The sequence below is a fragment of the Acrocarpospora macrocephala genome (assembly GCF_009687865.1).
GTDB classification, from domain to species: Bacteria; Actinomycetota; Actinomycetes; order Streptosporangiales; family Streptosporangiaceae; genus Acrocarpospora; species Acrocarpospora macrocephala.
This window is the reverse complement of the sequence record NZ_BLAE01000011.1, coordinates 110435-125928: the sequence shown is the minus strand read 5'-3', so window position 1 is coordinate 125928 and position 15494 is coordinate 110435. Positions and strand designations below refer to the sequence as shown.

The window sequence follows — 15494 nt, the reverse complement described above, 5'->3', positions numbered from 1 at the left end:
GGAAGTGCCGCGGAAGGCGGCAGGGTCTAGGAATTCACCACGGGTCCGCAACCCTGCCGTCCGCTTCCACACCAAACCGCAGGAGCCCCGGCCAGCGTGCGTCTCCCGCCTGTTCCCTTCGTATCGCCACATTCAGGAGGGCGCCGATGTGCCCGGCATCGGCGGCGGAACGGGCCAGCCGTTCGGCCTCTTCTCGGTCTCCGGCCCTCTCCCGTATCTCGGCCAGGTGCCACAGCGCGATGGTGTCGCCAGAATCGACTGCCGCTCGGCAGAGCCGCTCAGCCCTGGCGTGATCACCAGCCTCTTCTCGCAGCAGCGCTATGGCCAGCAGCCCACCGGGGCGCCCGTTGTGCATCGTCAACTCGGACAGCCGCTCGAAGGCTTTTCCGTGGCCGTTTCGTTCGAGCAGCAGGGCAAGATTGACGACCGCGCCGATACCACGGGCACCGACGGCGTCGCGATACAGCCGTTCGGCATTCTCGTGGTCACCCGCCCGTTCCTGGAGGATGGCAAGGTCGATCAGCGCGTCGGTACTTCCCGCGTCAGCGGCCGCACGCATCAGCTTCGCCGCGCCTTTGGCATCTCCTGCTTCCGCACGCAGGACGGCTAGGTTCGACAGGGCCTGCACGTCACCAGCGGCCGCGGCCGCGCGGTACAGTCGATCAGCGCCTATCCGATCTCCAGCTTCCTGCCGCAGTACCGCCAAGCTCGACAGGGCCCGGGCGTCGCCGGCGTCTGCGGCCGCGCGGTAGAGCCGCTCCGCGCCGCTGAGGTCTCCGGCTTCCTCGCGCATTTCAGCGAGGTCTCGCAACGTGCTGGTGTCACCTTGGGCGGCGGCTTCATGAGCCAGTCGCTCCGCGCCCTCGTGGTCTCCGGTCTCTTCCCGTAACACGGCAAGGTCCCCAAGTACGGTGCTGGCATTCACCGCCGCATGCAGGTGCTTGACGGCGTCCGCGTCCTTCGCCGCTATTCGCTGCTCGGCGATTCTCCACAGCACATGGCTGGTGTCAGCCACCCTGCGGACGAGACGTTCGGCTTCCGCGCCATCGCCGGCGAGTTCTCTCAGCTCCGCCAGCTTCCACAGCGCGTCGGGATCTGCCACGTCGGCGGCGGAACGGTACAGCCTCTCGGCTCCCTCTTCGTCCCCCAATAGCTCCCGGATCGACGCTAATTGCCATAACGTTGCCGGATTTCCTCCGCGTTGCGACAGATGGAATGCATGCCGGTATCGTCCCCGATCGGAGGCTGCTTTCGCGAGTGCGGCGCAATCGCTGGGTTCGGAATGCTCGGTGACGGCGTTCCACAGACTGGCCGGAGGGCAGATCAGACGCCGTGCGTTCGCGCCGAACTCTTCCAGGTAGTCGGCCAGCCGGTACCCTTGCTCGTCTTCCGCGTCCCTGGCCGGGGCCACTCGCCGATCGAAGCCAGGCCGGGGGCGAATGCGGGTCAGCGGCGGGCGGGCGCCACGACAGGGAAGCGGGTCGGTCAGATAGGAGAACGCCTGCTCCAGCCCGTCAGCGGCGACAAGATCCCACTGCTGGTCGCTGAGGTAGCCGGCGGCCGCCGCTTCGAGCATTCGCCGTGACAGGCCCGCGCCGTGACCAAGGCGGCGAGCGTCCATCGCCGCGTGAAGCAACGCTTGCGCCAGGGTGTTCGCCTTGTCATAGCGTTCGATCAACGCCGGGCCACCGGCCAGATATTGGGTCAGCGCCCCATCCGGTGCCTTGCGGAGCGCCTCGGCCAAGCGGAGATCCCCTTGCTCGTCCGCAAGGGTCATGGCGGCCTCAAGGTCAGTGCCGGTGAACACGTCCGGTACGCGAATACCGATGTTTCTGAGCAGGTCACCTGCTTGTGGATGGGGATCAGGTGAACCGGGTTTCGGGATTCGCGTAAGGATGTCCCAGTAGTCCGGCCACAGAGTCCCCACGATCAGTAGCGGGCCCCGTTTGGGCCTGGCCAGCAGTTCACCCAGGGCGGCGGCGACCTGCTCACCCGCTTTGCCGCCGGGAGTGAACAGGTAGCGCTGGAGCTCGTTCAGCCAGATCACGGTGTGCGTTCCCACCGCGTCCAGGTCGGTCAGGACCGCACTGGGCTGGTCCGGGCGCAGCGGATGCCAGATCCGCCACGGGGGTGGCAGCCGGCGGACGGCCTCCCACAGGGCTCGGGTCTTGCCAGTCGACGACCCACCCACCAGCACGGCCATTCGCACCTCGCCGCTGGCCTGCGCATCGGTCACGAGCGCTTGCAACGTGTCATCGTGGGCGCGCGGGACGTAGGCGGGCAGTTCGCCGGGCGGATTGGCGGCGGTGCCGACCGCGATGGACGGGTGGACTCCTAGATCCAATGGCCGTACCCGGTCTATGGGCTGGCCCAGTGTCCGCTTGCCCGGCCGCGCATGGCGGGGACCGGGGTTCAGGCTGGTCAGGATCGCCCTGGTCTGCGCCTGGATCTCGGTCAGCGTGGCATACAGCTTTTCATCGTGCGCGATGGCACGCCGCTCGTGGTGGGCGGCCGCGAGGGCGTGCCACAGCGGCGCGAGCGGACCGTTGTCCAGGGCGTCGGCCTGAATACCCAGCAGAATGTGCTGGCGCAGCCGGTCGCTGAGGTCACTGATGAGGATGTTGTGCGAGCTCAAGTAGCCGGTCCCGGCCAGGTGCTGGCCGGGATCATCTAGTGGCGCCAGCCACGTCGCCAGCACGGCTCCCGGATCGTTCATCGCCACCAGATCGATGTCCAGCCGGTGTGCCAGGTGGAGCCGGAGTGCCTCAAGAACTGGTCCGGCGCTAGCTGGTGGGGTGCCCAGATCGACCAGTGCTGGTTCAATCGAGGCATTCACGACGCGTCGTATCGCGGATTGGGCGGGGCTGCCGGAACCCAGGCGGCGTAGCCGGTTGCCGGCCGCGCCGCCGACCCACTGCACCAAGGCGCCCAGCAAGGCTCCGGCGAAATCCAGCGGCATCGTCTCGCCCTTCGCGGCGACGTCCCCCGACCCACTATCCAGTCTGACTGGTGGAGCGCGAGAACGCGCTCCTGGCGAACGGCTTGCTCAGACCGGCGTATGGCTCCGCACCCGGCACTCCTGAACCGGCTGCGAGTGCTCAGTCGTCGAGGCGGCGGAGGCGTTTGACGGCGGAGCGGTGCTTCTTGCTCGCCAGGCGGTGCTCGACCGCGCCCTTGGACGGGCGGGTGGGGCGGCGCTTGCGGGGTGGGGGTGCGATGGCCTCGCGGAGGAGTTGCGCCAGGCGCAGCTCCGCGGCTTCGCGGTTGCGCAGCTGGGAGCGGTATTCGGAGGCGGCGATGGTGATGGCGCCGTCGACGAGGCGGGAGGCCAGGCGGGTGAGGGCGCGGGCCTTCAGGGCCGGGGGCAGCGCGGTGGTGGCGGCCACGTCGTAAGTGAGTTCGGCGCGGCTGTCGGTGGTGTTGACGCCCTGCCCGCCGGGGCCGGAGGAGCGGGAGAAACGCCAGCTCAGTTCGACTTCGGGGACGGTGATGGAAGCGGTGACGATGAGTGGTCCTGGCATGGGGTTCTCCTCCTCTCGATGCCGTTCAGGGTACCCGGGGGATATACCCATTGATCAACGCATTTATCGGCCGTTAACGGGGCGCGGTGGTTTGAACATTGCACCTTCGCTTACTCGACGTCACTCGTTCGGCATGCGTTCAATTACCGTGGGTAATCCGCATGTCTGTTCACTTATGGTTTCTTCGCAGGTCAGCAGGCTAACCTGTATTCGACAACCAGGTGGGCTTTCCTGTTAGGGTGCAGGGAAAAGCGTCACGCAGAGTGTTCCTGTCCAGTGTGGCCGCCGGGGGGCTCCTTCTGACCGGAGCCGGATACGCGCCCACTCGATCCCTCCGTCAGGACCCGTTCGGGGTCGGTGTCGCCTCGGGTGACCCCTCCGCCGACGGATTCGTGCTCTGGACCCGGCTGGTGTTAGATCCCCTTGGCTTGAACGGCCGGGGTGGCATGCCGTCCCGGGACTACGACGTGCAGTGGCAGGTGGCCACGGACGAGCGGTTCGCGGACATCGTCCGTACCGGCACGGAGACGGCGTCGTGGCGGGCGGCGCACAGCGTGCACGTGGAGTTGAAGGGCCTCCAGGCGGGGCGGGAGTACTTCTACCGGTTCAAGGCGGACGGGTATGTGTCGCCGACCGGCAGGACGCGGACCTCACCGCCGGGGTTGTCGGCCTTGTCGTTCGCGATCGCGGCGTGCGCGCACTACGAGCACGGCTACTACACGGCGTACAAGCGGCTCGCCGAGCAGGAGCCCGACTTGGTCGTGCATCTCGGCGACTACATGTACGAATACCAGCCCGACGGATACACCGCCCCCGGCGGAAACATCCGGCAGCACTCCGGCGGGCACAAGTGCGCCACCCTCGCCGACTACCGGATGCGGCACGCCCAGTACAAGAGCGACCCCGACCTGCAGGCCGCGCACGCCGTCGCCCCCTGGCTGGTCGCCTTCGACGACCACGAGATCGAGAACAACTGGGCGGGCCCGAAGTCGAGCACCGGCGCGCCCGCGTTCGAGCGCCGCCGCGCCAACGCCTTCCAGGCCTACTACGAGAACATGCCGCTGCGCCGCACCAGCATCCCGCACGGCGCCGCCATCAAGATCAACAGGCGGGTCGCCTGGGGCGAGCTGGCCCAGTTCCACCTGCTCGACACCCGCCAGTTCCGCGACGACCAGGCCTGCGAGGACGGGGTGCGCGCGGGCTGCGACGACCGTCTCGCGGCGGACCGCACCCTGCTCGGCGAGGATCAGCACCGCTGGCTGCAGGACGGCCTGCGGGGCTCGCGGGCCCGCTGGAACCTGATCGGCCAGCAGATCATCATGGCCCAGAAGGACTTCAAGCTCGGCCCCGGCACCGAGGTCAACCTCGACTCCTGGGACGGCTACGCCGCCGAGCGCGCCGCGCTGCTCAAGGGGCTGAAGGACGTCGCCAACCCGGTCGTGCTCACGGGTGACGCGCACATGCACCACGCCGCCGAGCTCTACGCCGACCCCGGCGACCCGGACACGAAGGCCGCCGTCGAGCTGGTCACCTCGTCGATCGCCAGTGACGGCGACGGCTACCGCGACACCGAGCGCACCGCCGCGACCCTCGCCGAGAATCCGCACATCTCCTACATCGACCAGCGGCGCGGCTACATCATGGCCAGGCTCACCCAGGACGCGCTCACCGCGGACTTCCGCACCCTCGACTACATCAGCCGCCGGGGCGCGCCCGCCCGCACCTCGGCCCGCTTCACGATCCCCTCCGGCGAGCGGAGCCTGGTGTGAAGACCCTGCTCGTCGCCACCCTGCTGGTTCCCGTCCTGCAGGGCACGGCCGCCGCCTGCCCGGGCGTTGCGGCTGACTACAACGGCGACGGCCGCCCCGACCTGGCGGTCGCCATGCCGTACGCGACGGTGGGCGGCCACGACCGCGCGGGCGCGGTCGCGCTGTTCACCGGCACGAGCGGCGGCTTCCGCAAGGGCCCGGTGATCTCCCAGGACAGCGACGGCATTCCCGGCGAGGCCGAACGCGGCGACTCGTTCGGCGCGGCCCTGGCCACCGGCGACTTCAACGGCGACGGCTGCGCCGACCTGGCCGTCGGCGCGTCGGAGGAGTTCGTCGGCCGCGAGCCGGTCACCGGCGCGGACGGCCACGGCATGGTCCACCTGCTGTACGGCTCCCGCACGGGACTCCACCACGCCAAGCTCCTCGACCTGCCGGAACACGACACCGACCGGTTCGGCGCCGCCCTCGCCGCGGGCGACCTGGACGGCGACGGCGACGACGAGCTCGCCATCGGCGCCCCCGGCTACGAGGGCGGCGGCGCGGTCGTGATCCACGGCGCCAAGATCAAAATGATCAAGAATTCCGGCACGTCGACCGACCAGTTCGGCGCGGCCCTGGCCACCGGCGACTTCGACGGCGACGGCACCGCCGAACTGGCCATCGGCGCGCCAGGCGACAACCTGGAGAAGAAGGCGGAAGGCACGGTCACCGTCGTCGAGAAGGGCCGCAGAACGCTCTACAGCCAGGACAGCCCCTGGGTGAAGGGCTTCGCGGAGAGCTGGGACTACTTCGGCTCCGCCCTGGCCGCCGCCGACTTCAACGGCGACGGCCGCGACGACCTGGCCATCGGCGTCCCCGGCGAGGGCCTGTCGGTCTACCCGCGCGCCATGGAGTACGGCGAGGGAACCGTGCACGTCATCTACGGCTCCAGCGGCGGCCTCAAGACCTCCACCACCGAAGGCTGGACCCAGAACAGCCTGGCCGGCGTCCCCCGCATGTACGACAGATTCGGCTCCGCCCTGGCGGCCGGCGACCTCAACGGCGACGGCGACGCGGAACTGGCCGTGGGCATCCCCGGCGAGAACGCCGTGCAGGTCCTGGCGGGCACCAAGTCCGGCGGCCTCACCAAGAACCACAACCTGCTCATCCCCGGCCCTGAGGGCGGCGAGTTCGGCGCGGCCCTCACCATCGTCGGTGGCAACCTGATCGTCGGCGCCCCCATGCTCGGCGAGATCACCCTCTTCCGCGGCCACCGCAAGATCGGCTCCTACCCGGGCGTCACCACGAAGGGCGTGCGGCTGGGCAAAGGCCCCGGCCTGTACGGCTACAGCCTGATCTGAACCGCCACGAACGAGATGAGCGCCGACAGCGCCATCATCCCCGCGCAGATGAACATCGCCAGCTGGAACCCGGCCGACAACACGGCCGGGTTGTCATAGGCCTCCCCGGTGAGCCCCACGATCGGCGGGATCGCCGCCACCGCCAGCAGGCTCCCGGTGCGCGCGACCGCGTTGTTGATGCCGCTGGCGATGCCCGCGTGCCGCTCGTCCGCGCTGGCCAGCACGGTCGCGGTGAGCGGCGCGACGGCCGCGGACAGCCCGAGCCCGAACACCGTGGCCGCGGGCAGCACCCCCGTCAGGTAGCTCGTCCCCGCCCCGATCCCGCTCATCATCAGGAACCCGAGCCCGCACAGGAGGATCCCGGCCGTCATCGGGATCTTCGGCCCGATCCGCCGGGCCACCTCCCCGGCCCGGGGGGAGAGCAGCAGCATGAGGATCGTCACCGGCAGCATGGCCGAACCGGCCGCGATCGGCGTGAACCCCGACGACACCTGAAGTTGCAGGACCAGCAGGAAGAACACCGCGCCCATCGCCGCGTACATGAACAGGGTGACGATGTTCACCGACGTGAACGTGCGCGAGGTGAAGATGTCCACCGGGATGAGCGGGTTGCGCCGGGAACGCTCGACCAGCACGAACACCACCAGCAGCGCGAATCCCCCGACCATCGGCAGGATGAGCTCCTCGATCAGGCCGTAGGTGAGCCCGGCCAGCGCCAGCGCCGCCAGCGCGGAGCCGAGCAGGTCGAAGTCGCCCGACGTGCTCTCGTCCCTGCTCTCCGGCACGTGCCGGAGAGCCACCGCGATCACCAGCGCCGCCAGCGGGAGGTTGATCAGGAACACCCAGCGCCAGCCGGCCGCCTCCACGATCCACCCGCCCAGCAGCGGCCCGATCGCCGCGGCCGTGCCGCCGAGCCCCGACCACAGGCCGATCGCCCGGGGCCGGTCCACCCGGGCGAAACTCGACTGGATGATCGCCAGCGATCCCGGCGTGAGCAGCGCGCCGCCGACGCCCTGCAGCGCGCGGGCGAGGATCAGGACCTCGATGTTGGGGGCGATCCCGCACAACGCCGACGCCACCGCGAACCAGACCACCCCGATGAGGAAGACCTTGCGCCGGCCGTACCGGTCGCCGAGGGAGCCGCCCAGCAGGATGAGCCCGGCCAGCGTCAGCGTGTACGCGTTGATCGTCCACTGCAGCCCGGCCACGTCGGCCGCGAGGTCGGTGCCGAGCACGCGCAGGGCCACGTTGACCACGGTGCCGTCCAGCATCACGATCCCCGACCCGAGCACGGTCGTGAACACGATCCACCGGCCTGCGCCGGACTTCAGCTGAACGGAATCCATGGGGGTGTGGTACCTGCCGATCAGGAGAGCGCGCGGAGGATGAAGCCGGTGACGAACTCCGCCGCCTCGTCGACCGTGACCGAGCCGTCCATCAGCGGAAGGCGTTCCGCGCCCAGGATGGCCAGCACGATCCGGGCTGTCGCGGTCACATCGGAGGTCTGGAACTCGCCCGAGTCCACGCCGCTCTGGATGATCTCGCAGAGGATGCGCTGCATGGGCGCGACGTGCGCGGCCAGCTGCTGGTAGGCGTCCGGGCCGAGGGTGGCCGACAGGTCGGCCGCGCCGGGATGCGGGTGCGCCATCAGCCCGGTGAGCTGGAGCCGGATGAACGCGCCCAGCCGCACCGAGGGAGAGGCCCCGGCCGGGAGGTCCCGGGCGTAGCTCTCCACGAAATACTGGGTGACCCGCTCGGTGAAGCTCAGCAGCAGGGACGCCTTGTCCGGGAAGTAGTTGTAGAGCACCGTGCGGGTGATGCCCGCCTCGGCCGCCACGTCCGTCATCGAGATCGCGTCGATGCCCTGGCGGCGGGACAGCCGCGCCACCGCCTCCAGGACGCGCTCCTGGGTCTGGGCGCGGTGCTCGCCGATCGTCGCGGCCGAGATCCGGGGCACGTCAGGCCGCTGCCCGGGCGAGCCGGCCGAGGTCGCCGAGGACCTCGGTGTTGAGCTGGTAGGCGAGCTTGGTCTCCCGGATGATGCGCTGCCGCTCGGCCTCGTCGAGATCGAGCGCGTCCAGGCGGCGGCGGTACTCGTCCTTGAATCGGGGCAGGCTGCCGATGTCGAAGTAGTAGAAGTCCACCCCGCCGCCCCTCTCGTACCCGTAGATCTTCTGCAGTTCCATCCGGATGAACTGGCCTCCGGACAGGTCACCGAGGTAACGAGTGTAGTGGTGGGCGATATATCCGCCAGGCCAGTCGGCGACCTGGTCGATCCGGGCGACCAGCGTCCTGGTCGGCTTGCTGGGCTGGATCCTGTCCGACCAGCCGGGGCCGAAGATCGTGGTCAGGTCGCGGATCAGGGCCTGCTCCCGGTAGAGCTCGGGGAAGACGAAGGCGCCCGCGACCGGGTGGCCGGCGAGCGCCTTCGACGCTCCGTCCAGGGCCAGGTAGGCGAAGTAGTGCTGCGCCACCATCTCGCCGTACGCCTCCCGGCTGAGCCGCCCGGCCATCAGGCTCTTCAGATAGCCGTCATCCTCGGCGGACTCGTGATCGCTCCAGGTCGCGGCCCGCAATACCTCGGAAAAGCCCATCTGTTCTCCTTTAATGGTCGTTCATGACGAAGTGTCACAAAAACAGATGAGCGCCGTCAACGGTTTGACGACAGTGTGTCATGAACCCGGCCGGACCAAGCCAATCTCGTACGCGTAGACGATGGCCTGCGCATCATCCCAGAGTGCTGATTACACGATTACGCTCGCTCACAGCGAACACGCGCAGATGTGGGAACACGGGCGCACTCCTGTTAGTTGAGCGTGCATAACTCAACCTTTGGGAGTACGCATGACTGAGATCCTTCCGGTCCTGCCGCTGGACGACGAGGTCGTCCTGCCCGGCATGGTCGTCCCCCTCGATCTGTCCGACTCCGAGGTGCGCGCGGCGATCGAGGCGGCCCAGGCCACCGGCGCCAAGAAGCCGCATGTCCTGCTGGTGCCGCGGATCGACGGCCACTACGGGGCCGTGGGCGTGACCGCGGTCGTGGAGCAGGTCGGGCGGCTGCCCGGGGGCGAGCCCGCCGCCGTCGTGCGCGGAGTGAACCGGGCCAGGGTCGGCACCGGCACCACCGGCCCCGGCGCGGCGCTCTGGGTGCAGGCCACGGTCGTCGAGCGCGTCGAGACTCCGGCCGAGGCGCTGATGAAGGAATACAAGGCGCTCACCATCACCATCCTGCAGAAGCGCGGCGCCTGGCAGGTCGTGGACGCGGTGAACGCGATCAAGGACGCGTCCGAGCTGGCCGACAGCTCCGGCTACGCGCCCTGGCTGTCGACCGCGCAGAAGCTGCTGCTGCTGGAGACCGCCGACCCGGCCGAGCGGCTGGAGAAGCTGGTCGGCTGGGCCCGCGACCACCTGGCCGAGGTGGACGTGGCCGAGACGATCCGCAAGGACGTGCAGGAGGGCATGGAGAAGCAGCAGCGCGAGTTCCTGCTCCGCCAGCAGCTGGCCGCCGTCCGCAAGGAGCTGGCCGAGCTCAACGGCGACCCGGAGACCGAGGAGCAGGACTACCGCGCCCGCGTCGAGGCCGCCGATCTGCCGGGGAAGGTGCGCGACGCCGCCCTCAAGGAGGTCGACAAGCTGGAGCGCACCTCCGACCAGTCACCCGAGACCGGCTGGATCAGGACCTGGCTCGACACGATCCTCGACATGCCCTGGAACACCAGGACCGAGGACGAATACGACATCGCGGGCGCGCGGGCGGTGCTGGACGCCGACCACACCGGCCTGGAGGACGTCAAGGACCGGATCATCGAGTATCTGGCCGTCCGCAAGCGCCGCGCCGACCAGGGCCTGGGCGTCGTGGGCGGGCGCCGCAGCGGCGCCGTGCTGGCGCTGGCCGGTCCTCCCGGCGTGGGCAAGACCTCGCTCGGCGAGTCGGTGGCCCGCGCGATGGGCCGCAAGTTCGTCCGGGTCTCGCTCGGCGGCATCCGCGACGAGGCCGAGGTCCGCGGCCACCGGCGCACCTACGTGGGCGCGCTGCCCGGCCGCATCGTCCGGGCCATCCGCGAAGCCGGGTCGATGAACCCGGTCGTGCTGCTCGACGAGATCGACAAGGTGGGCGCCGACTACCGGGGCGACCCGACCGCCGCCCTGCTCGAAGTGCTCGACCCCGCCCAGAACCACACCTTCAGGGACCACTACCTGGAGGTCGAGCTGGACCTGTCCGACGTGCTCTTCCTGGCCACCGCCAACGCGCTTGAGCAGGTGCCCGGCCCGCTGCTGGACCGCATGGAGATCGTCACCCTGGATGGGTACACCGAGGACGAGAAGGTCGTCATCGCCCGTGAGCACCTGCTGCCGCGCCAGCTCGACAAGGCCGGGCTGACCGCCGCCGACGTGGTCGTCGACGACGAGGCGCTGCGCAAGCTGGCCGGGGAGTACACCCGCGAGGCGGGCGTGCGTTCCCTGGAGCGGTCGATCGCCCGCATCCTGCGCAAGGTCACGGCCGGTCTCGCGCTCGGCACCAGGACGCTGCCCGTGCGGGTCACCGACCTGGTCGACTACCTCGGCCGGCCGCGCCACGTCCCCGAGTCCGCGCTCCCCGAATCCCGGCAGCGTACGGCGGTGCCCGGCGTCGCCACCGGCCTCGCGGTCACCGGCGCGGGCGGCGACGTGCTCTACGTCGAGGCGTCCCTGGCCGACCCGGAGACCGGCACCACCGGCGTCACCCTCACCGGCCAGCTCGGCGACGTGATGAAGGAGTCGGCCCAGATCGCGCTCTCCTACCTGCGCTCCCGCGGCGTGGAACTGGAACTCCCGGTCGGCTCGCTCAAGGACCGCTCGGTCCACATCCACGTCCCCGCCGGCGCGGTCCCCAAGGACGGCCCCTCGGCCGGCGTCACCATGACCACCGCCCTGGCGTCCCTGCTGTCCGGCCGCCCCGTCCGCGGCGACGTGGCCATGACCGGCGAGGTCTCCCTCACCGGCCGCGTCCTCCCCATCGGCGGCGTCAAGCAGAAACTCCTCGCCGCCCACCGCGCGGGCGTCACCACCGTCCTCATCCCCGCCCGCAACGAGCCCGACCTCGACGACGTCCCCGCCGACGTCCTGGCCGACCTCACCGTCCACCCCGTCAGCGACGTCCGCGAGGTCCTCAACCTGGCCCTCACCCCCGCCACCGTCACCCAACCGGCCGCCGCCTGAACCCTGCTGGTACGGCTCCCGCGAACACGCGTAGCGGGAGCCGTACTAATAACTGAATCATCTAGTCATTTGACTGAATGATTCATTCATAGTTCCATGGATGCATGCTCTATGCGACCCCGGAACTGGCGGATGCCGATCGCACGGTCCTCGGCGAGATCGAGGACATGCGTCGCGATCTCAAATATCGCCTCGCCGAGCCGCACCGCTGGGACGGCGCGCTCCGGAAGCACCTCGAAGCACGCGCGATTCAGGGCTCCAACTCGATCGAGGGATACCGGGCGACGGTCGAGGACATCGAGTCGATCATGGCAGGAGAGGAGCCCCTGGACGCGACTCCGAACGTGACCCGCGAGATCACCGGCTACCGCCAAGCGCTCACGTACATCGGCCAGCTCGCCCGGGCGCCGGTGTTCGAGTTCGACACAGGGCTGCTGCACTCCCTCAACTTCATGATGATCGGCCACCATCTGAACAAGTCGCCGGGGCTGGTGCGGCCAGGCGGGATCTATGTCCGCAACTCGTCGACGGGCGAGGTCGTCTACGAGGGCCCGGACGCCCTCGCGGTGCCCGGACTCCTCCGTGAGCTGGTCGAATGGCTCAATACCGGGGATCTCGAAGAGCCAAGCTACGTGCGGGCGGCGATGGCGCATCTGAACCTTGTCGCGATTCATCCCTGGCGTGATGGCAATGGGCGCATGTCGCGGGCGCTGCAGACGCTCGTGCTCGGACGTGATCAGATCCTGACGCCCGAGTTCTCCTCCATCGAGGAATGGCTCGGCATCTACGAGAACACCGTCGACTACTACCGGGCGCTCGGCGAGGTTCAGCGGGGCAACTGGTCGCCGCATCGTGACGCGCTGACGTGGGTGCGGTTCTGTTTGCGCGCCCACCACATGCAGGCGCAGCGGGTCCGGCGCCGACTGGCCGAGGCGGCGGAGGTCTGGCTCCTGCTGGAGGAACTCGCCGAGGCCGACGGGCTGCACACCAGGTGCGTCTCCGCGATGTATCAGGTTTTCGTGAGCAATCGCCTGCGCCGTGTCGTCTACCAGGGGGAAGAGTCGCTCAGCCAGGGGCAGGCGTCACGTGATCTGCGGGAACTGGCGGCGAAGGGATGGCTGGCGTCATCCGGCGAGACCAAGGGCCGGTTCTACGCGCCAGGACCGCGAATTCTCGAGGTCAAGGAGGGTTTCGCCACACGCGCCCTGGCACCGGTCGATCCCTATCGGAAGGGTTAAAGGGGCCTTTCCTGGGGTGCTCTCGGCTGGCTGAGATTGCGGAGAAAGCCGTGATCAGGGGCCTGAGCAGGTGGTTAAAGCGCCTTGAAAGCGGTCGTTAACTGACTGCGCTTATTCATTAGGCGTCAGAAATCCTTCCCGAGAGGACCCGCAATGCGATTCATCAAGAAGTTCGCGGTGAGCGCGGTCGCAGCCGCTGCGCTCATCGGGGGCGCGCTGCTTTCGCCGGCTTCGGCGAACGCGGCCGTGCCCTACTTCGACGGCCCCTGGGGCCCCTACTTCTCCTCCGACAACAAGGCTGAGGCCAGCGGCTTCGTTTCGGTCGAGAAGCACAAGACCAAGAAGTGGTACTGGGACAAGAAGAAGGTCCTGGTCAAGGAGTGCTACTGGAAGCACGGCGAGAAGAAGTGCGACTGGAAGTACGTCTGGAAGAAGTTCAAGGCCTGGAAGTGGGTGGACGAGTACAAGTTCACCGTGAAGGGCAAGCTCGTCAACCACGCCTGGGACGACCACCACAAGAAGTACCGCTGCGCGTGGGCGACCTTCAAGATCGAGCCGTTCTCCGGCCCGACCTACTTCAAGAGGTTCAAGAACTGCCACGAGGACCCGAAGCACTTCTGGTTCAGCGGTAAGAACGCCGAGCACATCTCGGTCAAGGTTTCCCGCGGCGACCACTGGGGCCCGAAGGGCTTCTTCGGTCCCTGGGGCGCCGTGTACGACCACGTCTGATCCCCTCGTCAGGCCATGTGAACAGTAGAAAAGACGGCTCGCGCTCCCTCTCCCGCGCGGGCCGTACCCGTGCCCGCCGCCCTTTCCCATCGAGCGTGCGACCGATTAACGTTCGGTTCATGCACCCGGGAGCCATCGCCGCCGCCACTCCGGACAAACCCGCCGTGATCATGGCAGGGTCCGGGCGGGTCGTCACCTTCCGCGAACTCGACGAGGAGTCCAACCGGCTGGCCCACCTGCTGCGCGCGGCCGGGCTGCGGCCCGGGGACCACATCGCGTTCATGCTGGAGAACCACCCGCTGTTCCTGGCGATCGCCTGGGCCGCCCACCGGTCCGGCCTCTACTACACCGCCATCAGCTCCCGCCTCCAGGCCGGCGAACTCGCGTACATCCTGGCGAACTGCCAGGCCCGCGCCTTCATCTCGGCCAAGGCCATGGAAGGGGTCGCGGCCACCGTCACCGGCGTCGAACTCCAGCTCATGCTGGACGGCGTCGCCCCCGGATTCGCCTCCTACGAGGAGGCCACCGCCGCCCACCCCGGCACGCCGATCGCGGACGAATGCCAGGGCTCCGACATGCTCTACTCGTCCGGCACCACCGGCCGCCCGAAAGGCGTCAAACCGGCGCTGAGCCTGGCCCCGCTCGACACGCCCGGGCCTTTGATGCGGCTGGTGAGCCTGCTGTTCGCGCCCACCGCCGACAGCGTCTACCTCTCGCCCGCGCCCCTCTACCACGCCGCCCCGCTCCGCTACTGCCTGGCCTTCCTCCGGTTCGGCGCCACCGTCGTCGTCATGGAGAGATTCGACCCCGAGGCCGCCCTGGCCGCCATCGAGCGGTACGGCGTGACCCACGCCCAGTGGGTTCCCACCATGTTCATCAAACTCCTCAAACTCCCGGCCGAGGCGCGGACCCGGCACGACCTGTCGACGCTGCGCTGCGCCATCCACGCCGCCGCGCCCTGCCCGGTCCCGGTCAAGGAGCAGATGATGGACTGGTGGGGGCCGATCGTGCACGAGTACTACGCGGGCACCGAAGGCAACGGCTTCCTCTACGCGAGCCCCGAGGACTGGCTCAAACATCGCGGCACGGTGGGGCGCCCGCTGCTCGGCGTGCCGCACGTGTGTGACGAGGACGGCCGCGAGCTGCCGCCGGGCGAGCAGGGAACCGTGTACTTCTCCGACGGGCCGGCCTTCGAATACCACGACGACCCCGCCAAGACGCGGTCCGCGCAGGATCCGCTCGGGCGTGGGTGGACGACGCTGGGCGACATCGGGTACCTGGACGAGGAAGGATTCCTCTACCTGACCGACCGCAGGTCGTACATGATCATTTCGGGTGGGGTGAACATCTACCCGCAGGAGGCGGAGAACCTGCTGGCCGTACATCCGAAAGTGGCGGATGTGGCGGTGTTCGGGGTGCCGGACGAGGAGATGGGCGAGCAGGTCAAGGCCGTCGTCGAGGCCGTCGTGCCGGAGGAGGCCGGGCCCGGCCTGGAAGCCGAGCTGATCGAGTACTGCCGGGCCAATCTCGCCCACTACAAGTGCCCCAAGAGCGTGGACTTCCGGGCCGAGCTGCCGCGCCACCCGACCGGCAAACTTTTCAAGCGGATTCTTCGCGCCGAGTACTGGCCATCCGAACAGCGCGGATAAGGATCCTGTAGGGCTTTCGCGAGGTCAGCGGGTTGATCGCTTAGCCGGG

At 68.9% G+C, this 15494-nt stretch carries 11 protein-coding genes; 6 read left to right on the top strand and 5 right to left on the bottom strand.

The genetic code is table 11. The features are described from left to right. Window positions 1-34 precede the first annotated feature (34 nt). Both Amac_RS10850 and arfB read right to left on the bottom strand, forming a co-directional pair. On the bottom strand, window positions 35-2959 hold the full coding sequence (locus Amac_RS10850; protein WP_155354205.1) for a tetratricopeptide repeat protein: 2925 nt from the start codon (window positions 2957-2959) through the stop codon (window positions 35-37). A gap of 139 nt (window positions 2960-3098) precedes the next feature. Continuing rightward, entirely contained in the window at window positions 3099-3521 is a 423-nt protein-coding gene (gene arfB, locus Amac_RS10845) for an alternative ribosome rescue aminoacyl-tRNA hydrolase ArfB (protein ID WP_155354204.1), read from the bottom strand. Window positions 3522-3784: 263 nt separating this feature from the next. Between arfB and Amac_RS10840 the strand changes: the two genes are divergently transcribed. Together Amac_RS10840 and Amac_RS10835 are read left to right on the top strand one after the other, a co-directional pair. Next, on the top strand, window positions 3785-5290 hold the full coding sequence (locus Amac_RS10840) for an alkaline phosphatase D family protein (protein ID WP_246268241.1): 1506 nt from the start codon (window positions 3785-3787) through the stop codon (window positions 5288-5290). Then, window positions 5287-6630, top strand: a complete 1344-nt coding sequence (locus tag Amac_RS10835) for an FG-GAP and VCBS repeat-containing protein (protein ID WP_155354202.1) — start codon at window positions 5287-5289, stop codon at window positions 6628-6630. Before Amac_RS10840 ends, Amac_RS10835 begins: the two co-directional genes overlap by 4 nt. Here the strand turns inward: Amac_RS10835 and Amac_RS10830 are convergent. Genes Amac_RS10830 through Amac_RS10820 form a run of 3 tightly spaced genes read right to left on the bottom strand, consistent with a single transcriptional unit; the run spans window position 6615 to window position 9224 of the window. Beyond that, the gene (locus tag Amac_RS10830) at window positions 6615-7976 is read right to left on the bottom strand and encodes an MFS transporter (RefSeq protein ID WP_155354201.1); all 1362 of its coding nucleotides are present in this window, start codon (window positions 7974-7976) and stop codon (window positions 6615-6617) included. The two genes, Amac_RS10835 and Amac_RS10830, sit on opposite strands and share 16 nt — an antisense overlap. A 20-nt stretch (window positions 7977-7996) precedes the next feature. Then, the gene (locus Amac_RS10825) at window positions 7997-8587 is read right to left on the bottom strand and encodes a TetR/AcrR family transcriptional regulator (protein ID WP_155354200.1); all 591 of its coding nucleotides are present in this window, start codon (window positions 8585-8587) and stop codon (window positions 7997-7999) included. A gap of 1 nt (window position 8588) precedes the next feature. Beyond that, the gene (locus Amac_RS10820) at window positions 8589-9224 is read right to left on the bottom strand and encodes a biliverdin-producing heme oxygenase (protein ID WP_155354199.1); all 636 of its coding nucleotides are present in this window, start codon (window positions 9222-9224) and stop codon (window positions 8589-8591) included. 250 nt (window positions 9225-9474) lie between these two features. Here Amac_RS10820 and lon point away from each other — a divergent pair, with 250 nt between their 5' ends. The 4 genes from lon (at window position 9475) to Amac_RS10800 (ending at window position 15445) form a co-directional block, all read left to right on the top strand. After that, window positions 9475-11829: an endopeptidase La gene (lon, locus tag Amac_RS10815; protein ID WP_155354198.1), complete on the top strand. Its 2355-nt coding sequence runs from the start codon at window positions 9475-9477 to the stop codon at window positions 11827-11829. Between the two features lie 104 nt (window positions 11830-11933). Next, the gene (locus Amac_RS10810; protein ID WP_155354197.1) at window positions 11934-13067 is read left to right on the top strand and encodes a Fic family protein; all 1134 of its coding nucleotides are present in this window, start codon (window positions 11934-11936) and stop codon (window positions 13065-13067) included. Window positions 13068-13220: 153 nt separating this feature from the next. Then, complete coding sequence (locus Amac_RS10805) at window positions 13221-13796, top strand: hypothetical protein (protein ID WP_155354196.1); 576 nt, start codon at window positions 13221-13223, stop codon at window positions 13794-13796. 119 nt (window positions 13797-13915) lie between these two features. Continuing rightward, entirely contained in the window at window positions 13916-15445 is a 1530-nt protein-coding gene (locus tag Amac_RS10800) for an acyl-CoA synthetase (protein WP_155354195.1), read from the top strand. Window positions 15446-15494 lie beyond the last annotated feature (49 nt).